We start from the raw sequence: 20557 nt of genomic DNA on the forward strand, positions 1-20557 counted from the left end.
TTTTAACGGCCCTCCTTAGGTAAAACATGCAACAGCTTCAGTGCTTGTAGATTATATTTTGTTAACACATTCATAATAATGACTGTTAACAGTCCTTCACTGATTGCCAAAGGAATTTGCGTAAAAGCAAAAATACTAGAGAATTTAGCAAAAGAAGCCATCATACCGCCAACCTCGGAAGGAAAAGCTATAGCTAATTGAAAGGATGTCATCACATATGTGCCCAAATCACCTAAAGTAGCAGCTAAGAAGACGGCAATAGAAAATGAAAAACCTGCTTTGGAAGCTCCTTTATAAACTAGATAAGAAATGATGGGTCCAACAACAGCCATCGAAAAGGCATTAGCTCCTAAAGTTGTGATCCCCCCATGAGCAAGCAATAATGATTGGAAAAAGAGAACAATAAATCCAACAACACTCATCGCTGTCGGGCCGAAAAGGACAGCACCCAATCCTACCCCAGTTGGGTGTGAACAGCTTCCTGTAACGGAAGGGATTTTTAATGCTGACAGCACAAATGCAAATGCTCCAGATAAACCTAGCATCATCTTGAATTCAGGATGCTCCTGAAGCTTCTTTTTAATAGAAAGTAAGCCTATAACTAAAAAAGGTAAAGTAACCCCCCACCAAAATAAAGCCCATTCAATCGGCAGAAAACCTTCCATAATATGCATGGCGAAGGCCTGTTCCGGGATAAAAACGAATAGAAATGCGAAATACATGATGATGAATATGTTCTTCATCGTTTTTACAGCTTTCATCCTTGCTCCTCCTTTCCATGATAAAAATATAATACTTGCTCTATATGAATTTATTTTTTCAATATACCTTTTACTGTATAATCCGTTCTTTTAAATTTGCCATTTTTATAATAATGACTGACTTTTTGATCATATGGCACCCCTTTGCTCAGCGCTTCAACAAATGACGGGGCATCACTAGGTCGAAATTGTTTATACCATATTCCTTCTGGATACAACACGACAACACATTTATCTTTACATCTCCCGTTACATCTAGTTCTTGTTGTATGAATATAATTTTCCAGTCCTTTTTGACTTATTACCTGGCGTATACTTTCTGTTACTTGCTCCGCTTCATTTCTCATACAAGTGGAACCGTTACAAATAAGGATATGATGTTTTAAAAAATCAAAATTCCAAGTTGCCATTAATAAAATCTCCCCTTTTGATGCGTGCACAAACAGCTGAACGCATCAAGCCAAATTCAATCGAATGACTTACTTAAAACCTATATTTGAAACAATTGAGTAAAATGGTTGAACATGTCATTTTTTCTGTTTATATGATTTAGAAACAAATACAAATTACTTTACTGACAGCGGCAACCAAACTTTTCTACTGTATTTTCATAAGGAAAAGTATGTTTTTTAATAAATGGGGCAAGCAAACGCTGCCCCATTTATTAAAGACCCTTTTGATTAATAAAAAACCTCATCTCGTTTTCCAGTAAGAAATTCGTTTGTACGTGTGTCGACATCACGCTTATTTAACATTCCTGTTTCCACTACTAGTCGTTCCAAGGCGGCCAGCCAATGCTCATAGTAGTTCCAGTCAGAATTATCCTTCTGTTTCGCGGTCTCCCACCCCTTGATCTCCTCAATCAAGCGGGATCGAAAATCCTCCCAAGAGCTATACAGCTTTTCTTCGTACAAAGCAAGAGTCATGCCAAAAGAGCGTCTTTCCCAAGGCTCTTGGAATTCTAATTCTCCGTTTTTTCTAGGAGGTGCGACTTCTTCGGACATATTCGCAAGCAATGATTCATTAGGTTGATTCTCACAACTTTTCATTGTTTTCCTCCTATCCTACCGTAACTTTAGGCGGCTCTATTTTAGCGACACCAATCATGGAGTCTCGAGTAACAAGTTTTGCAAGCTCCTCCTCCGTCATTCCTTCCGTACCTTCAGGTCTTTGCGGCAATACCATAAAGCGAATTTCTGAACTGCTGTCCCATACCCGGATTTCTACTGAATCTGGAAGATCTAATCCGAATTCTTTCAACACTTGTCTCGGCTCTTTTACGACACGAGCTCTATAAGCAGGTTCTTTGTACCATGAAGGCGGTAAACCAAGCAATGGCCAAGGGTAACATGAACATAAGGTGCAGACTACAACATTGTGTACCGTATCCGTATTTTCTACTACCCTGATATGCTCACCCTGTAAACCATAGTATCCTAGCTCCCTTAATACAGTCTCTGGATCTTCTAGCAATCTTTGTTTAAAAGCAGGATCAGTCCAAGCCTTCGCTACGACCTTTGCTCCGTTCATTGGTCCCAGCTCATGCTCATAATGTTTTATTACCCTTTCAATAGCATCTGAGGAAAGAAGCCCTTTCTCAATCAACAAGGATTCAAGAGCTTTTGCACGTGCCTCCCAAAATGATTGTGGACGCGGATGATGATGTGGAAATCTTGGATCTATATTAGTATTTTTTTGATCAATCGTCATATTGTATTCCTCCTTCAAAAAATGATTAATGTGAAACAGGCTCCATATAACTTTCCCATAGATCTATATAAACGGAATCTTTCTGTTTATATCCCCATAATTCTTCAGCCTCAAAACGTACCCGGTAAAGATATTGCGGGTTTTCTCCTTTTCTATGAGCAGCATCATCAGGGAAAACATGAGCTCCATATACCTCATCAATGACACCATATTTGTCACGGGCATATCGAGGGAATCTCGTATGACCAGTTGGATGAATGTTTTTCGTCTTGATTCTCTCTCCTACCTTAAACCGAGGAGAAGCTGAAATTTCACGGAGCGGAGATAAGCCATCATACAGTGCCTTTTCTACAAGCTTCACTAATGCCGGATCCTCTCTTCGTGGTATTTTGGTATCAGGTTTCTTCAAGAAAACCTCCGTTCGTTCATCTAGTTCTTTTTCGTCTAATACTCCCGTATCTACTAAGTTGTATGCAACGGTTGCAATCCAATGGCCATAATACGACGACGTCAAATAATCCACTGGACGCATAAGCTCAATGCCGATCCTGAATTCATCAAAAGCCTTCATCCCCAATCCTTGTGCCATACAACCAGCTACAAGTCCGAACGCAAGTCTTTCCCAATCATGTGTAAAATAAATGTCCTCTTCTTCTTTTACATACATAACTTTTCCAAATCCATCCATACCTCCAACATCATGAATACCGTTCATTTGTTTACCTCCCATCTTTGATTAAGAATTTATTTTTACCGATGACATATGTTAGTCATCTCATTTAACACTTAAGGAAAATGACGAAAATGCAGTTATTGTGCATTGAACAATTGGTATTCCAGAATTACACACCAATTTCTTTTGTTTTTCCTTCATTTGGGATTCCTTGAATCGGACATTCTGCTGTCCCAACCGTACTTCTAGTGATCTTCTCTACATTTTCTCTTGCCTTTTCTGCATCGAGTACCCAAGTGCGATAAAAATCAAATGGGCATTCCGCTACGCCTCGGTCGCCTTCTCCGGAGTTGATCAAGCCAGTATAGCCTCGGTGAAGCAGCTTGAACAAATGATTTTGGGACTGGGCGTTCTTTCTAAAATCACGAATCTGAGAGATGGACACTTCTGCGTACTGTATACCATTCTCCTCCGTTCCGCACTCACCTAGTGTGCGTCCGTCAAAACCGATGATGGCAGAGTGGCCAAAATATGAATAAACTCCGTCAAACCCTGTTGCGTTGGCAACGGCTACATAGGTATTGTTCGCCCAAGCCATAGCTTTCGCCATCATGATTTGCTGCTCTTTTGCCGGATACATGTAGCCTTGGCAGCGGACGATCAATTCTGCGCCTTTCATCGCACAATCGCGCCAGATTTCAGGATAATTTCCGTCATCACAAACGATGAGACTGATTTTCAACCCCTTCGGTCCTTCCGTGACATAAGTGGTATCTCCCGGATACCATCCTTCGATCGGGCACCAAGGAATAATCTTGCGGTACTTTTGCACAATCTCTCCTTTGTTATTAATGAGAACTAGTGTGTTGTAAGGTGCCTTATTCGGATGATCTTCATGTTTTTCCCCGGTTAGTGAGAATACCCCCCATGTATCAGCCTTTTTGCACGCTTCAGCAAAGATAGCTGTTTCCTCTCCTGGTATGGAAGCTGCAGTGGCAAACATTTCATCCTGATCGTACATAATTCCCATTGTGCTGTACTCCGGGAAAACGACGAGATCCATACCTGGAAGACCTTGCTTCATCCCTACGACCATGTCAGCGATTTTTTTTGCATTTTCAATAACTTCTGCTTTCGTGTGCAAACGCGGCATTTTGTAATTGACCACCGCTATTCCTACTGTGTCGTGGCTGCTTGAAATATCCCCGTGTCTCATGCCTTTTTCCTCCTTTTGTTATAAAATGTTGGAAGTGAATTAAATATAATAAATATATAGACCTGCTGTTCGACTTCCCCAGGCATCACCTCCTTTAAATCTAACTATTTCCTTTTAAAGAATTTCTAAATGAATCAATGCATAGTTTTTAAGTATGTCTGGCGGCATCACATCATCATATGAAAAGTTAAAAGAAGTTCTATTAGTGGTTCACGCTGTTTGAAGACTAAGAAGTAAAGATAGGATGATTGCATTTATTAATGATTTTTTAAAAGGTAAAAAATATAGAAAGTGAGAACGAAAAAATATTTCAAGAAAATTCGCACGATTTAAAGCGCAATAATCCCTTTCAAATTGATTTAGAAAAAGATAAATAGGAATGCCTTTTTTTGTAAATCTATATAATTTATTCTCCCTAGACACCTAGTTAAATAAATTTACATATTTATAAATTTTTCTATTTTTCGAAATACTATATTTTATAGTTCATATTTTATTTATCAATTTTTCTCTTGTCCTAATATACGTCATGTTTTATTACATTATTTTTGTATTTAAGATGACAAATGTTATTTGTACCGATTATCTTCTCTCCATCGGACAGGCAAAACTACTTGTTTTTGTCGTATTAAATTAGACTGTTAGGCTGATGATTTATTTTGTGTATTTTTCACACAATCATCATCAAAAAAATTGTCCAGTCTAGCCCTAAGAAATGACCAATTGCTTTCGCTACTTTCACACTTGGTTTTAGACCATTCTCAATTTTAGTATAGTAGGATCGGTCAATACCAACTTTATTAGCGACATCTTGTTGAGAATATCCTAGTAGTTTCCTATGCTGAATTAATATATTTAATTTCAATTTTTCCACCTCTCTTGTGTAATTTTTACACTAATTATATAGATCACTTTTTGCACTGTCAATATTTTTTGTTCGTTTTTTACACAATTATTTTATTGTGCATTTTCTTCACCTATAATAAAGGTAAATTATATTAGGGGATTTTGCTATGAATTATGGAGATAGATTAAAGAAACTTAGGGAAAGTAAAAGATTATCACAACAACAACTTGCTGACAAACTTAATATTAATCGATCCACCTACGCTCGATATGAATTGGGGCAAACTCAACCTGATTTTGAAACCCTCGAAAAATTAGCCGACTTTTTTGAAGTATCCATAGATTACCTTTTGGGAAGAACGGATGATCCTTCTAACAAATATTCTGATTATCCCACACTAATCAAAGAAGATGAAAAAGACATTGCAAAGGATTTGGAAAAGATCATCAATAGTTTAGAAAATGGAGATGGGTATTCCCATTTTGACGGACAATCGATTAAGGATTTAGACGCAGAAGACCGGAAGATTTTAATCGCTTTTTTAGAAAATTCTCTTCGTTTAGGAAAACGATTGACCAAACAAAAGTTAAAAAAACATTGGAAATAGCAAAGGTGTCTCCGAATGGATTATATAAGCAAAATATCAAACCTTTGATCATTTAAAATCGCAATCAAAAAGGATCGTCTTTCTGTTCGAGAGGCTTGGAAACATCCTTGGTTATGACCTTACATCCAAATTTATTAATTAAAACACAATAAATGATGAACTGCAACGTAATGCGTGTGCCCACGAATTAGGGGCACACTTTTTTTCACGGTCCAAGCACCATTTTCGCAAATAGATTTTCTATTTAATCAACTATGTATATCGTTACCTCTTCCCCAGCCAAAACTTGCGACAATATGAGTACTTAAAGAAAACGGCAATTCGATGTGTGACACCAAGTTTTTTGTTATTACATTATAACTATTTAGATCGTTTAAAAATATGTGTCCCTCAAGGCTGAGATTTGTCTTTGTCTCCTTCAGTTTTCACGCCACACCATAGACGACTTTGTCTTATAATACCCGCTGCTGCTTTCTTTATGATTCTGGATTTGAAACCTAGAGAATGTGTGACATGAAAAAAGAGCTGCTAAAACAGCTCTTAGCTTCTCTATATACGATTACCTAATTTTGCATAACTTATCAGCCCAAATCATATGCGCGCAGTCCGGATCATTGATGCAGGATAAGAGTGTTCCATCGACAATTTACTGATATGAATAGTAATGCTATTTAACTCTATATTTAAAAACTTTAAAAAATCTTCAGCAACTTTTTGTTGAATCTTTTCTGCGATGACGGGTAATGCTTCATCCAATGGATAAAACATGGTGAGGGTGATTTTTATATTCGGCAGCTCGTTTAATGCAATATCTATCCGATGGCATTTTTTTACTGCTTCTACCGAAGTGCAGGCATGGGAAATGATTTGTTTTAAAACGTGTTCAGAAATGTGGATGGTTCCTTGATGAAACCGTGGTCTGATAATCGTTGTTTCACCAATCTCTTCTTTTTGGGTAGAAAAAATTTTCTTTCCCTTCATAATGATCTTCTTTAAAATATTTTGTTCGACTTGTACATATGGAATCGGAATAATATGTTTCCCCTCTGTTTTTCTCACATATAATGCCATGTTGATTTCCTTTGACGATCTAATTTCTTCAATTTTGTAATATTTGGTGATTTTTCCTAATTGCAATGTTTCCGCAATTTGATCAACCATTTTTGTAGACGTACCAATAATAAGAAGCGAATGAATATCAAGTGCTTTAATAGCATTTTGGACTTCTTTTCGGTGATCCTCATAAAAAAAGACAGCCCGTTTAATAGCGGTTATATAGTTCTTTTCATATTTCGCTGAACTCCCTGCAGCTTTTCGCCCTTTATAAATTAACAATCCATCATCAATCATAGCCGGTATGTTTTTACTATGTGCAAAAGAAAGTGCGCTGGTGCTTTTTCCCGTGCCGCTGCGGCCAACAAGAGCGAATACGCGCATTGGGTGAATACCCCTTTCTTAAAAATCTTTCAACCTGAAGGAAAATGCCCGTAAAACTTAAAGGCGGACCGGATCCGGCAAACCGGAAACTCTATTCTGTCTATTTACAGGAAAATTCAGTTCGTATGACAGCAAATGTTTGTTTCGGGACTCCGATTGTTATGTGGGATATTAATATTCATGAATTTCAAAAAAATAGGCTTTGGATCGAGCATCATACACAATAAAACAGAGGAAGTTTTTTTACTTGAAAAAACTAGCAAATTATTAAAATATTTTTAGTCGATTGTCGACTGAATTTTATCGAATTATACACATTTTTGTTGAGGAATAATAATCCCCTCTTTTATAAATGTTTCTATCTCTTCTTTACTGTAGCCCATTTGCTTTAGAACGGTTTCACTATGCTCCCCCTGAGCTGGAGGGACCGTTTTGATCCTGCCCGGTGTGCGCGATAATTTTACAGGAACACCAAGCATTTTTAAGATTCCGAGGGAAGGATGCTCCATTTCAACGACCATTTCCCTTTCCTTGATATGGGCATCATTTAAAATGTCCGAAAGCTTATTAACCGGTCCGCATGGAATTTTCGCAGATTCCAACATGTCAACCCATTCATCTCTCGCTTTTCTTTTAAATATTTCTTCAAGTATGGAAATCAGTTCATCTCTATTTTGAACCCGGTCCGGATTCGTTTTAAATTTCCGGTCTCTAAGAGCTTCCACATCCAATACGTCAACCAGCGAATTCCAAAGGCTGTCATTTCCTACTGCAAGAATAAAGTGGCCGTCCGAAGCTTCAAAAACCTGGTAAGGCACAATATTCGGATGGGCTCCTCCCAGCGGCTTTGGATCATTGTTTGTCGCAAAATAGTTGCCGGCAAGGTACGTTTGCCAAGAAACCATCGTGTCGAGCAAGGAGACATCGATCCATTGTCCTTGACCTGAACGCTCTCTTTCCCAAAGTGCTGACAGAATGCCGATTGTTGCCCACATTCCTGCTCCGATGTCTGCCAAAGAATATCCAGCTTTAACTGGTGTACCGTCTGGTTCGCCTGTAACGGACATTAACCCGCCCATTCCTTGAGCCAGGACATCATAGCCAGGCTTTTTTGAATACGGTCCTGTTTGACCGAAGCCGGAAATCGAAGCAAGAATGACTCCGCGGTTATGCTGCTTTAAGATGTCATAATCAATTCCGAGCTTTTTTAATGTGCCGGGTCGAAAGTTTTCAACAACAACATCCGCTTCTTCTACCATTTTCAGTAAAATTTCTTTTCCTTTTGGATCTTTTAAATTTAAAACAACACTTTTCTTATTGCGGTTGACACTTAGAAAGTACGCGCTTTCATTTTTAATGAACGGAGGACCCCATTGCCTTGTATCATCCCCTTGCGGACTTTCAATTTTTATCACCTCGGCGCCTAAATCAGCTAATGTCATTGTGCAAAAAGGGCCGCTCAATATTCTCGTTAAGTCAATAATTTTAATTCCTGCAAGTGGCAGCATGTCAACCTCTCCCTTTAAAATTTGGTTTTCTTTTTTCTACAAAGGAACGAACACCTTCAGGAAAATCATTTGCGTCAATACTGGACGCCGTACCTGTATCCCACGGAAATGAAAGTGCCGGCTTATTGTAGGCGACAGATCTTTTAACAGCAAGAAGAGACGCCGGTGACTGCTCCATAACTTTTTTTGCCAAACGTAATGTAAAATGATCCACATCCTCATCATCCGGAACCATGTAATTAACTAATCCCAATTGACAGCATTCTGAAGCGTCTAGCAGTCGACCTGTATAAACTAAATCCATCGTCCGGCTCCCTCCGATCAGATCAGCAATCCGTTTTACAAACATTTGGTTTAACGTAATTCCCAGCCGTCCGACTGGGATTCCCATTTTAGCTTTAGAGGTCCCAACCCGAAGATCACATGCTAAAGATAGAACAAATCCTGCACCTAATGCCGGACCATTTATAGCGGCAATGGTTGGCAACGGAAGTTTTTCAAACGTCGAAATGGCTTGTTCCATTAAGCGGAAAGCTTCGTGCGCTTCGTTAATCGACATTTGGTTAAATTCTTTCAAATCAGAACCTGAACAAAATTGATCCTTGCTTCCGCGCAGGATCACCACTCGTGTTTTCGGGTTTTCAGGAATCAGCCTTCCGATTTCCGCCAGCTCCCTCCACATCCCCGATGTTATAGCATTTTTTAGGCGTGGACGTTGGATCGTTACAATGGCAAGCCCGGCACTTTCCTGAAGTATAATTTTCCCATCCGCCTCGACCTGACTAATCGTTACCCTCATTAAAAATCACCTATCTCTTGTCTTTATATTTTTTAACAAAACCATCAGGATTCAAAAAATGCTCTTCCTAGAAGATGGACGACTGTCGACAATCATCTTATTACAACCATGATATCCCCTCATGTTATAAAAGTCAATGAAAATTCTAAAAATTTTAAATTTTCATTTTGTATTTGCTGAGAAAACCTACTTATGTCATGTTTTGATTATGGCCCAGTCAATAAGCTGAAAAATAAAAAAGGAGCTTATATGAAAAGGGCTTCACTCCTTCATATGAACTCCCTAAAATCATGTATATGTTGTTCGTTTCAAGACATTTACAGCGCTCGTTGTTTTCCCTTTTTTGCTGCTAGTACGATTGTTTATTTTTCGTTTTGTTTTCGACCCTTTTAATTACGCTATGATTATGATTTTCAAGCAAAACAAGCGCTTCATCGATCAGGTTTTCCTTTAACAAATCTAAAATAATGCGGTGTTCCTTCAAAGACTTTTTTATATGCTCCTCTTCAAGAAACGATATTCTTTGAAGTACAAGCAAAGGACGTCCTAATCTCCAATACATTTCTTTAATAATTTCGCTTTTGCTCATTTCAATGATGAGCATATGAAACTCTTGGTTCAGATTGGCATACTGTTTTTCGTCATCAACCTCTGACATCTTTTGTACCAATTGCTCCATTTTCTTAAGAATTTCTTCATTTATCCCGCGGACTTTAATTCTTTTCATCGCAAGGCTTTCCAATACGATTCTCATTTCAAGAAGATCATAAACTTCATCTTCCGTATAGCCTTTCACAACAGCGCCTTTTCTAGGAATTCGCTCTATTAGCCCTTCATTTTCCAGCAAATAGAGCGACTCTCGAATAGGCGCCCGGCTCGTTCCAAACTCTTCTGCGTAAGTGGACTCAATAATTTTTTCTCCGGGCTTCAGCTCCCCCGCCATAATTTGGTTTGTTATTTTTTCCGCTATTTTGTGGGACAACGAATGATTGTAAAATAATTGATTATTTTTCATTCCCGCTCTTCCTCTCTATAATGTCGACTGTCTATTTTTTTTAATCCTATTATAACTTGTTTATAAATACAAATCGAAAAATTCTGTAAAGTCGGCATTGTATTGGAAGATTTTCCGCAAATCTTTCGTTTGCTGCACTGTTCTAATTTATTCGAAATTTATAGAAGTTCTCCTTCCTCCATATATAAAAATTAATGTGATCCCCCATTATAAATGACTTCATAAATAAGAATATTCAAATTTTTATTACGAATATTTCATCGCTTCGTACATCCTGTCGACAATTGACAAAGATGCATATTTTTCATTTTGCTTTCGTAAACATTTTTGTAAATGAATAAATAGCTGTAAACAATCTGTGATGAATGAAAAACGGAGAAAAGGAGGGAATGTGCGAAAAACACTTTATCTTAATCTTATAAATGCTGTTTCTCTCTTTATTTTGCCCTTGGACCGCCTTCTAACAAATAGGATAAGCAGCCGATTTCCTTGTGAAGTCGCCGAAATGTTCAGGTATGTCATTCAAAATAAAAGCATACATTTCAATTATTTTTTCGAGAGGTGACGATTTATGATTTGAAATTATATTTTTCAGAATATTCAAATAAAAAGTCACCTTTTTTCTAGTCATTCATATTCTTATAATGCATTGTCGATCGTCGATTTTGTAAGCTGGGGTTTTTAGAAAGCGGTTTCAAATTTTTGGGATTTTCTATTTTCATTCCAAAGCTTAGGAGGAAAAATCAATATGAGTATTGAGCTCATTGGAATTATTGTGCTTCTGTTGATGTTTATTGTAGGTTCAGTTTTGCCAATTAACCTCGGTGTTTTAGGGTTCGTAGCTGCTTTTATCGTCGGAGTTGTATTCAGCGGATTAAATATTGACGACATTTACAGCGGTTTTCCGGCTGAATTGTTCGTCACTCTTGCTGGAGTGACTTATCTGTTTTCAATTGTTGAGAAAAACGGGACAGTTGATTTGATTACCGGATGGGGTCTTCGCCTAGTCAGAGGTAATCTAGGTCTCGTGCCTTGGATAATGTTTTTGCTTTGCGCTATTTTAACTAGCGTCGGCACTTTGGGACCTGCTGCTATTGCGATCCTAGCGCCGATTGCGCTGCGTTTTGCCGCACGATACAACATTAATCCTCTCTTGATGGGGTTATTGTTAGTGATTGGTTCCACAGCGGGATCCTTCTCACTGCTTAATCCTTATGGAGTGATTGTTAACGGCGTTATGCAGGCAAGAGATCTTCCTCATTCGCCGGGGTTGCTTTTCATAAACGCTTTTATCTTCAGTGTATTTGCTTCTGTGATTGTGTTCATCGTTTTGGGAGGACTTCGGCTGCTAAAAAAGCGAACTGCTGCCGAAGAAGATGCAGTGTCTAGAGCTGAAGGGTCCTCCGCAAATGAGAACAATAAATCACAAGAAAATGGATTAACTTTTTACAAAGGCATCACACTTTTAGGGATCATCACACTCGTCGTCCTCGCTCTTATGTTCGATATCGATATCGGCTTTGCAGCGCTTGGAGTAGGATTAGTGCTAGCATTAATTGCTCCAAAGCAGCAAAAGGGCGTTCTATCACGGATGCCTTGGTCTGTGATTCTCTTAATAACTGGTATTGTCACATACGTAGGCGTTTTAGAAACAATTGGAACGATTGATTACATGACTGACTTAATCGCAAAAGTAGGAAATCCGGTAATCGCAGCCCTTGCATCGTCATACGTAGGAGGCATCGTTTCAGCTTTTGCCTCGACAACAGGGTTTCTGGCAGCTATCATCCCGCTGGCAGCACCCATTTTACAGGACCCGACCATTTCTTCCATCGGTGTCGTTTCAGCCATTGCCATTTCTTCAAGCATCGTCGATATAAGCCCCTTCTCCACTAACGGTGCATTGCTGCTCGCAAACGTACAAGGGGTAAAAGAGAATGTATTTTTTAAACAGCTTTTACTTTCTGCTGTTGTAGTCGTAGCGCTTGGACCTGGGCTCGCCTGGCTTGCTTTTGTATTAATTGCGGGATAGCATGGCAAACGATCATCCTTTCACCGGCAGAAAACAGTTTTTTATAACGAACAAGCGCAGCTTCAAGCTGCAATAATGAAAAAACGTTGACCGCTTGATCTTTTGGATAAAATAAACACCTCCATTCATCGAATTTATTTGATGCATTCGACACTGGAGGTGTTTGTCCCTTCCCTCATTTAACCGGGCCGCTTTTAGACAAATTCGTATAGTTTTTTTTGAGACGAAGCGGTGCAATGAAATCTTGCTGTATATAGCGTCAAATTGATTTTATTAGCAAATATATAAAATAAGGCGCCCCCAAAATGGAAACAACGATCCCGACAGGCAGCTCTGAAGGAGCCATGACAACCCGTCCTAATGTATCTGCAGCCAAAAGAATGAAGCTTCCTAAAGCAGCAGTAAGGGGCAAGCATTTCGAATGCTTTGGCCCGACTAGTTGCCTTGTAATATGAGGGGCAAGCAAGCCAAGGAACGTAATCCCTCCGCCAACCGCTACACAAACTCCTGCCAGTGTAACGGCAATGATTAATAAAATCTTGCGTTCTCTTGCAACGTTTATTCCTACCCCTGTTGCTGTTGAATCACCTAAAAGCAATATATCGAGAACCTTTGATTTATAAATCGCGATCGGAATAAGGATCAATAACCATGGTAACAGCGCCCACACATAGTTCCAGTTCGCACCCCAGATGGCTCCCGACAGCCAAGTAAGTGCTCTTGTAAAATCATTCGGTTCCATTTTCATTTGGAAGATGAGGATGCCGGCATTGAATGCCCCATTCATCCCTATTCCCATTAATAAAAGTCTTATCGGTGTAATATGTCCATTTTTTCGAGATAAAAAATAGATTAAGACGGCGGTAAGAAAAGCGCCTGCTAAAGCCGTTATGGGCAAAACATACACGGAAGCCCAGCCGTTCAAAAAGGAAGCTCCTTGGAAAAAGAACATATATAATACAACGGCAAACCCTGCTCCTGAATTAATCCCCAATATTCCCGGATCCGCTAACGGATTTTGCGTAACCCCTTGGAGGATAGCCCCTGAAAGGGAGATTCCCATCCCTACGAGCAATGCCATGAATATTCTAGGCAAACGGAATTGGAATATGGTCAATTCATTTTGATCTGTTCCATTTCCTAATAAGGCGGCAATGACCTCATGAAGAGGTATTTGTATATAGCCGGCATTAATGCTTATGATTGCGGTTATAATGATGAAAAAAATAGTTGAAAAAAACAATGTTTTGAAGTTTATTAATCTTTTTGACATGTTACACCCTCCCCTCTTTACGGGCTAAATAGAGGAAGAAGGGAACCCCTACAACGGCAGTTATCGCTCCAACAGGAGTTTCAAACGGAGCATTCACCATGCGTCCGACAATATCAGCCGCAATTAATAAAATCCCGCCTAAAACGGCAGAACAAGGAATAATCCAACGGTAATCCGTTCCGACTAAAAACCGTGTAATATGAGGAACGATGAGTCCGACAAAGCCAATCACTCCAGCAATTGAAACAGCTGCCCCTGTTAAAAGCAGCACCGTGACCGCTCCTAAAAATTTTACCACATTTGTATTTTGCCCGAGACTTTTGGCAGCTTCTTCGCCCAAGTTAAGGACGGTAATAGAGCGCGACAGTAAGATGGCCAGCAAAAGACCGGAAATGACGAACGGCAAAAGAAAATGGACTTGGGTTGGTTGGACAGCTGAAACTCCTCCCGCAAAAAAATAGCTGATATCCTTTGCAATATTAAATTTAATTCCGATCGCAGTCGATAAGGAGGTTAGGAGTGATGTAATCGCTGACCCGGCCAAAGCCAGCTTCACAGGCGTCATCCCTCCGCGGGAAAGGGAGCTAATGCCGAACACAAGACAAGCGCCAAGACCTGAACCTATAAAAGAAAAGATTGATAGACCGAAATAAGAGATTCCCGGTAAAAATGCCAGCGCAATGGCAATGAGAAAGGACGATCCTGCCGTTACACCCATAATAGAAGGAGAGGCTAATGGATTCCTAGTCATTCCTTGCATAATAGCACCGGAAACAGCCAAGGCAGAACCGACGAGAATGGCTGCGACTGCACGGGGCAAACGCAATTCCCTGACAATGACATGAGCTTGATTGTCCTCTTCAAAGGCAAAAAACGCACCAAGAACATCCCGATAACTCAAATCCGCAGCACCAAAACGAATCGATATGACAACTGACAGAAATAGGCCAATGATGCCTATGAAAAGAACGATAAGAGCAATCCATCTATTTTTGCTTTTATGTAAAGATTCTGAAGTGGTTTTCGTATGTATCGTTGAATCCATAAACCATTTTTCCTCCAAATGATAAAAATTAAGATTGACAAAGTGGCAGAGATATATTTTAATTGAAAATGGTTATCATTATTGCTTCTCAAAAATTTATTTTATCATATGAGTTGGAGGTTTAGAAATGGTATTTCAGAAAAAGTTATTTTCTCTAATAGGAGCTGCGCTATTAGCTCTATCACTAACCGCTTGCGGCGGACAAGGAACCGACTCCTCTTCCGGATCGGATCAAGCTTCAAATGAGAATGAAAAGTCAGCAGAAACAAGAACATTAACAGATGGAATGGGAAATAAAGTGGAAGTTCCTGCTAATCCAAAAAGAATTATTGCCAGCTATCTTGAAGATCATCTTGTTGCCCTTGGCGTAAAACCTGTCGCACAATGGAGTGTAAACGACGGGAAAACCGTACAAGATTATCTGCAAGATGAGCTGAAAGGAATTCCAACCATTCCTCATGATCTTCCGTTTGAAGCAGTTCAAAAAATGAATCCGGACTTAATTATAATGGACTCCGCTAGCATGGTAGAAGGCGGAAAATATGAACAATATAATCAAATCGCCCCTACTTTTGTTATTGGTGAAGAAGATAACAGCGATTGGCGCAAAGAATTGAAGCTTATTGGCGAAGTATTAGGAAAGGAAAAAGAAGCGGAAAAAGCTCTAGAAGAATATGACGCCAAAGTAGCCGAAGCGAAAGAGACAATTAAAGAAAAAGTAGGAAATCCTTCTGTCGCAGCAGTCTGGTTAGTAGGCGGACAATTCTTTATCGTAAATGAAAAACTTTCAAGCGGTGCCGTCATGTACGGAGACTTAGGATTAAAAGTGCCAAAAGTTGTAAAAGAAATTTCAGCAAACTCAGCAGATAACTGGAGCTCTATCTCTTTAGAGAAATTAGTAGAATTGGATGCTGACTATTTGTTCTTAATTAATAGTGACGGTTCCAATGCAGCACCTTTAAGTGATGCTCTATGGAAAAGCATTCCGGCTGTAAAAGCAGGCAACGTTTTTGAATTTTCACCTGAAAAAAGCTGGTTGTACACAGGCTCTATTGCCAATTCACAAATCATCGATGATATTCTAGATACCTTAGTACAAAAATAATGAAAAAGGGTATCCATCACGGATGCCCTTTTTTGTTGGAAATTTCAACTGAGCGGTTTTTCCCGTTACGCCTTTCCGTAATGGCGAGCGGTCACAAACTTCAATGTTGTAAGAATTTAAACGTCTAATTCATATAAACAGCAGGCCATACAGCTGCTAGAAGATCAAATGAACTTTGTTTTTTGTTTTGCTATTTTCGGTCAAAACCGGAGTAGATAGATCACATCTCAATGTGCTGATCTGAAAACGGAGCAAAAACCGAACTTGATTGATCACAAGTTTATCCTTTTCTCAATGTCTGACCAATGAAGCCAAAACTGTAAGGTTGAAATTCATGGTTTTTTGCCGGAAAATTCCCCTATTTTTCATGTAATGGTTGACACTTCATTACATTAGTCGTTGAAAGTTCTTGTTTGTTATTTTCTATGTAATAACGCGCGTTTGCGATTTTTTATTGTTCATTTTCAAACTCAAGCTGATCTACATTTGTTTCAGGCTGCCGATGATGAAAACAGCTTCCCCTCTCAGTTGTACAAAATCTTTAAACCGTTTGAGGACGCCATTTTGTGCATTGCAATAGCCTTTGAAGCCTTATTCCCCCCTTCTGCATAACCGAGCTCCATATGTACATTTTTTCTATTGTTCCTATGGCACAATCGGCATCTATATATGTTAAAAATTTAAAGGCGGATTTAGCGAAAATGAAGAACGCTGTTTCAATCGGCATCTATAATCCTTACACTAAAATGAAAAGCTAAGAGGCTCTTAAATCAAGATTTCCTCCTATCTCGAATCAAGAGCCTCAAATAATTCAGCTGGTAGTTTATTAAATCATACTAATACTATCTATATAGTAGCATTTAAAGGTGCAAAAGCAGATAGAAATTTTTACTAAAAGCCATTGCGTAAAATTTCGTTTTCGATAAATCCTCATTCAAAATTTTTGGAATTTTCCATAGCGTTTTGATTTGCAAATCACTAGCAGAATAATTGAGAAGGGTTGAAGGCCTTTTGGAAAATTCAGTTCACTTACCCATGCTTTGAGGAGAATTCAATGTCCTTCCCTTTCCAATGTACGGGTTTAAAAGAATCATGCGTATTTTTTGATGAAAATTATAATTTTTTGCTCGTCCAACGAATCAACCCTGTTTCACTATGCGGATGGGAATCCCTTTGGGTTTTTTTATATTCATATTCTAATTCTGATAACGTTAATTTGCAAAGCTGCTCCTCATTCTTAAATGCATTTAAGACAATCAGTTTGTTGATCAATTTTTTTCTTCTGATTTCTACAGCCTGACGAAGAAGGTTACTCATGTGATCCTCTCCTTATCATAAAATTTTTACGTTTTTTTTAATGGTTATCCGATTTCGCTGCACCAGCTTTCTTAGTGCAAGTCTGATCTTGTTAAGACTATTTCATCCTCTGTGCCTTACACGGATCATTTATATTCCTGCTGCGAATTTAAAAACTAAGAGGCTCCCAAATCAAGAAAATCCATCTTGAATGGAGCCTCTAGTGAACCAGTCGGCGTTTTTTATTTTCCAGTAAATTTAACATTATATTAAAACATATTAATCCTACCTGTCAAGTAGAAATTTATGTTTTTATAAATTTAGGCAAAAAAATTCTTCCTCATCGGTCGTTGATTTGTTAATTCCAAAGTACATATTGATTTCAATTATACAGTCTCGATCCACCCCGGGAAACAGTCCCTTTTGAATGTGCAGTAACATGTTAAAATGTGAAGGGTTCAGGGTTGCCATCCTGACGAATGTACGGTAACATGTTAAAACCCTATTTCACAACTTGTATAGGTTGTTTCGGCAGCTCAAAAATAAAGCAGCTTACCGTTTTTCTTAACAGAGGAATTGTCGTTTTTTAGACGATAGCTTTTTTCTCTAAGCAATTATTTGAAAGAGGTGGAATTCCAATGCTGCTGTTAAAAAGTTGGGAAGTCTCCATAGCAATTTTTTGCATAATATGGCATAAAAGCGTTGGATCTGTGCTTTTGTAGAACAAAGAAATGAGCCGTTCACATTTAGCAATTTGCCGTTTAAATCATAATACCCCGCTCTGATGGAGCTGATAAATCGGTTACACGAAAACTTATAGCCCCTCACTTAATGAGTTTCTCCTGTCCTTAGTAAACATAATAACAGTTCATTTTCTCTTCTGTTGCTGAACTCTTTTTTGTTCCAGCAGCTGGCAAATGGATTTGATCCCGATCATTCCAAATTTAGCTTTCTACATAAAGCGGGATATCTGGACGTCTTTTAACGTCAACACATCGAACAAAAATTTCTCTTCAAAATGCGTACTATGAATGCTCTTCCGATACCAAATATTACAATATTTTACAATTAGATGAATTTTTTATATAACTTGTGATATTTGTCCGTTTCAAAAAGCCCTGCTAATACATTTAATGTATATAGATATTCTAGGAGGTGAGTTCCAATGTTTGGTCATACTAGACCCATTATCTGTCCGCCTAAACATGTGGTTCGCGACCGTTTCATTCCACGTGTAGTTCCTTATATTCATCCAATTGTAAGGATTAATCGTTTCAATATTGTCAATGTTCCTAGACATATTTATAGACCAATTACAAGAAACGTAATTGTTGATCCAGGATACCCTTCTAAGTGCTGCTAAATGCCATTACAATGCGCCCTCTTTTATTAAGGGGGGCGTTGTTTTGTTTAAATTCCCTTAACGCCATAACCTCAAGAGGTTCCATCATTATTTCGCATTTCAAAAGTACACTAATGTTCAGATTTTCATTGGAGACACCATAAATTAAGCCGATACAGACCAAGCAACTATTCCTTTGCAAAATGCCGATGCGTTTATTGTGAACAAAGGATTTTTGTGCCCTCTGGATGTTTCAATGTATACAAAAGGAATTTTTCGTCTTCTGATTCGCCATCCTCTGGGATGTTGTCTGCGGCCTTCCTCCAAGATCAGACAGCTTTCTTTTTATCAACCCATTCCAACCTGTTTCCTCAACAATATCCATACTTTGAGTTAATCCCCATCAGTTGCAATACATCCATTTATATCCATATGATGAATGAGTCGACACTTTTTTATATTAGTTTACATAATTATTTTATGGGTTACTAAAATTAATTTTTGCTAATTTATCAGCTGCTGTTCGCTTCAAAATTGATTCTGCAGCGGTTTCCAATCGATTTTAGCAGCGCTTTTGGCTCTTGCTCTTACCCGTTGCTTGTTCAGTATTTAACAAAAAGCTCCCTCCTTTGAAGTTGAGTTTTGAAGGAAAAGAAAAAGCACCTTTCAAAAGGTGCCTACACTTTTTTTCTAAATGCCCTTCTTTCCGCATATACTGCACATTCCGGACAAACTTTCATACTATTTCCGTTATGGTCTACATAATGATAGTAAGTTTTTGTTTTTCGCTTACACAAAAAGCACCGCTTATGAAATAGACGAAACATAATTCAACTCTCCATACGGTAATGTTTGAAATGCACCTCACAGGGTGCATCTTTTAGATGTTCCATTTTAATACTCTCCACAAAAAAACGTTCGATTCCGAACGCTTTTAAAATGTTCTACCTGTCTTTTTCCATATATTTTTTTATCTTTTTTTCTTCCCACTCTTCCCCGAATATGCCAAATGCAAACGTTGAGGCGCCGTGTACTAAAAGCCCAATCCCCCAGCCAAAAAGCGGATATTGAAACCACCAATTACCGGGATCCGAAATTAAATTAAAAACAAAAAGCATAGAATTCACTAAAACATAAGAAATGAAATGCAAATAAAAGGCTTTCAAATTTTCCACTCTTTTTTTCGCCCTTAAATATTTTTCATCTTTTTCGACTTTCAACACCCCCCCTATATAGCTTAGTTTTTGAACAGCCTTGTTGCCACTCATAATGCTGAAAATATTTTCCTTCACCGTTTACATTTGGGAATGAGGCACAACAATTTCTAACCTGCTGTTGATTCGGTTTTTCATAAGTCTTGAACCGTAAACGCAACAAATTTGCTTAAGTTTCGGCATTTACCTCTCTTCTTTTACTCCATTCGACAAAGGGGTAATTTTTCCTTCTTTAAACAATAAGGATTAACAAATTTTTTGCAGGAAAAAGGCGAATAAAAGCTTCAAAAAATATGGGTCACCATTCAATGAAATCGTTTCACAAATGAAATGCACACCACAAAGCTCTCAGCAGGATGGATGCGAGCTTTTTCATCTAGAGAGGCCAGAACAAGAAGGTTGGAGCTGAATCGCCATTGGCTAACAAGTACATCCAGTAGCATTCTTTTGAACAATCTTTTTCTGTCAAAGCGGCAACCGTACCGTCATCCTCTTTCACTGGAACAGGGTGTGGCGCCTTAAACAGCTCTTTCATCATTGAAATGGGGGTCATCCGTCATCATGAAGGAAATGACCAATTTTCAAACTTCCCAGCAGGATTTACATCTACATTTATGGGGGTCTTGATGCCATGCCTGTATCTAGAAGACAAGGAAACACCTTGATCATATTTCATA

General features: G+C 38.6%; 20 protein-coding genes. 4 read left to right on the plus strand and 16 right to left on the minus strand.

Annotated elements, in window-relative coordinates; translation table 11 throughout:
- Positions 1 to 2: 2 nt before the first annotated feature.
- The 7 genes from RI196_RS09785 to RI196_RS09815 form a co-directional block, all read right to left on the minus strand.
- On the minus strand, positions 3 to 743 hold the full coding sequence (locus RI196_RS09785; protein ID WP_375338812.1) for an energy-coupling factor ABC transporter permease: 741 nt from the start codon (positions 741 to 743) through the stop codon (positions 3 to 5).
- Between the two features lie 68 nt (positions 744 to 811).
- Positions 812 to 1171 (minus strand): (2Fe-2S) ferredoxin domain-containing protein, encoded by a 360-nt coding sequence (locus RI196_RS09790; protein ID WP_311066145.1) that lies wholly within the window; start codon positions 1169 to 1171, stop codon positions 812 to 814.
- A gap of 270 nt (positions 1172 to 1441) precedes the next feature.
- Positions 1442 to 1810, minus strand: a complete 369-nt coding sequence (locus tag RI196_RS09795; RefSeq protein WP_130158548.1) for a nitrile hydratase accessory protein — start codon at positions 1808 to 1810, stop codon at positions 1442 to 1444.
- Positions 1811 to 1820: 10 nt separating this feature from the next.
- Positions 1821 to 2471, minus strand: a complete 651-nt coding sequence (gene nthA / locus RI196_RS09800; protein WP_311066146.1) for a nitrile hydratase subunit alpha — start codon at positions 2469 to 2471, stop codon at positions 1821 to 1823.
- Between the two features lie 25 nt (positions 2472 to 2496).
- Positions 2497 to 3186: a nitrile hydratase subunit beta gene (nthB, locus tag RI196_RS09805; RefSeq protein ID WP_311066147.1), complete on the minus strand. Its 690-nt coding sequence runs from the start codon at positions 3184 to 3186 to the stop codon at positions 2497 to 2499.
- Between the two features lie 127 nt (positions 3187 to 3313).
- Positions 3314 to 4360: an aliphatic amidase gene (locus tag RI196_RS09810; protein ID WP_130158557.1), complete on the minus strand. Its 1047-nt coding sequence runs from the start codon at positions 4358 to 4360 to the stop codon at positions 3314 to 3316.
- 670 nt (positions 4361 to 5030) lie between these two features.
- The gene (locus tag RI196_RS09815) at positions 5031 to 5225 is read right to left on the minus strand and encodes a helix-turn-helix domain-containing protein (RefSeq protein ID WP_311066148.1); all 195 of its coding nucleotides are present in this window, start codon (positions 5223 to 5225) and stop codon (positions 5031 to 5033) included.
- Positions 5226 to 5373: 148 nt separating this feature from the next.
- On the opposite strand from RI196_RS09815, the gene RI196_RS09820 reads away from it, so the two are divergent.
- Positions 5374 to 5814, plus strand: coding sequence for a helix-turn-helix domain-containing protein (locus RI196_RS09820; RefSeq protein WP_130158637.1), 441 nt, complete (start codon positions 5374 to 5376; stop codon positions 5812 to 5814).
- Between the two features lie 591 nt (positions 5815 to 6405).
- Here RI196_RS09820 and RI196_RS09825 read toward each other — a convergent pair.
- The 4 genes from RI196_RS09825 to RI196_RS09840 all read right to left on the minus strand — a co-directional run bounded on the left by RI196_RS09825 (position 6406) and on the right by RI196_RS09840 (position 10573).
- On the minus strand, positions 6406 to 7251 hold the full coding sequence (locus RI196_RS09825) for a P-loop NTPase family protein (protein WP_311066149.1): 846 nt from the start codon (positions 7249 to 7251) through the stop codon (positions 6406 to 6408).
- Positions 7252 to 7559: 308 nt separating this feature from the next.
- Positions 7560 to 8759 (minus strand): CaiB/BaiF CoA transferase family protein, encoded by a 1200-nt coding sequence (locus RI196_RS09830; protein ID WP_311066150.1) that lies wholly within the window; start codon positions 8757 to 8759, stop codon positions 7560 to 7562.
- A gap of 1 nt (position 8760) precedes the next feature.
- Entirely contained in the window at positions 8761 to 9558 is a 798-nt protein-coding gene (locus tag RI196_RS09835; RefSeq protein ID WP_130158631.1) for an enoyl-CoA hydratase/isomerase family protein, read from the minus strand.
- A 349-nt stretch (positions 9559 to 9907) separates the two neighbouring features.
- Positions 9908 to 10573 carry a GntR family transcriptional regulator gene (locus RI196_RS09840; RefSeq protein ID WP_063387781.1) on the minus strand — a complete coding sequence of 222 codons (666 nt, stop codon included), beginning with the start codon at positions 10571 to 10573 and terminating at the stop codon, positions 9908 to 9910.
- A 748-nt stretch (positions 10574 to 11321) separates the two neighbouring features.
- On the opposite strand from RI196_RS09840, the gene RI196_RS09845 reads away from it, so the two are divergent.
- Entirely contained in the window at positions 11322 to 12605 is a 1284-nt protein-coding gene (locus RI196_RS09845; RefSeq protein ID WP_311066152.1) for an SLC13 family permease, read from the plus strand.
- A gap of 259 nt (positions 12606 to 12864) precedes the next feature.
- Here the strand turns inward: RI196_RS09845 and RI196_RS09850 are convergent, their stop codons facing one another.
- A complete protein-coding gene (locus RI196_RS09850; RefSeq protein WP_063387779.1) occupies positions 12865 to 13878 on the minus strand; it encodes a FecCD family ABC transporter permease in 1014 nt (337 codons plus the stop codon).
- Between the two features lies 1 nt (position 13879).
- Positions 13880 to 14923, minus strand: a complete 1044-nt coding sequence (locus RI196_RS09855; RefSeq protein WP_311066153.1) for a FecCD family ABC transporter permease — start codon at positions 14921 to 14923, stop codon at positions 13880 to 13882.
- Between the two features lie 127 nt (positions 14924 to 15050).
- On the opposite strand from RI196_RS09855, the gene RI196_RS09860 reads away from it, so the two are divergent.
- Positions 15051 to 16028: an ABC transporter substrate-binding protein gene (locus RI196_RS09860; protein WP_311066154.1), complete on the plus strand. Its 978-nt coding sequence runs from the start codon at positions 15051 to 15053 to the stop codon at positions 16026 to 16028.
- A 1113-nt stretch (positions 16029 to 17141) separates the two neighbouring features.
- Here RI196_RS09860 and RI196_RS09865 read toward each other — a convergent pair.
- Complete coding sequence (locus tag RI196_RS09865; RefSeq protein ID WP_063387775.1) at positions 17142 to 17345, minus strand: Fur-regulated basic protein FbpA; 204 nt, start codon at positions 17343 to 17345, stop codon at positions 17142 to 17144.
- A 1144-nt stretch (positions 17346 to 18489) separates the two neighbouring features.
- Between RI196_RS09865 and RI196_RS09870 the strand changes: the two genes are divergently transcribed.
- Positions 18490 to 18687: a hypothetical protein gene (locus RI196_RS09870; protein ID WP_082829623.1), complete on the plus strand. Its 198-nt coding sequence runs from the start codon at positions 18490 to 18492 to the stop codon at positions 18685 to 18687.
- Between the two features lie 923 nt (positions 18688 to 19610).
- Here RI196_RS09870 and RI196_RS09875 read toward each other — a convergent pair.
- Both RI196_RS09875 and RI196_RS09880 read right to left on the minus strand, forming a co-directional pair.
- Complete coding sequence (locus tag RI196_RS09875) at positions 19611 to 19886, minus strand: 2TM domain-containing protein (protein WP_094245893.1); 276 nt, start codon at positions 19884 to 19886, stop codon at positions 19611 to 19613.
- A gap of 370 nt (positions 19887 to 20256) precedes the next feature.
- The gene (locus tag RI196_RS09880) at positions 20257 to 20418 is read right to left on the minus strand and encodes a hypothetical protein (protein WP_158640193.1); all 162 of its coding nucleotides are present in this window, start codon (positions 20416 to 20418) and stop codon (positions 20257 to 20259) included.
- Positions 20419 to 20557: the final 139 nt, after the last annotated feature.

The sequence above is a fragment of the Aeribacillus composti genome, assembly GCF_031760945.1.
Classification (GTDB): domain Bacteria; phylum Bacillota; class Bacilli; order Bacillales; family Aeribacillaceae; genus Aeribacillus; species Aeribacillus composti.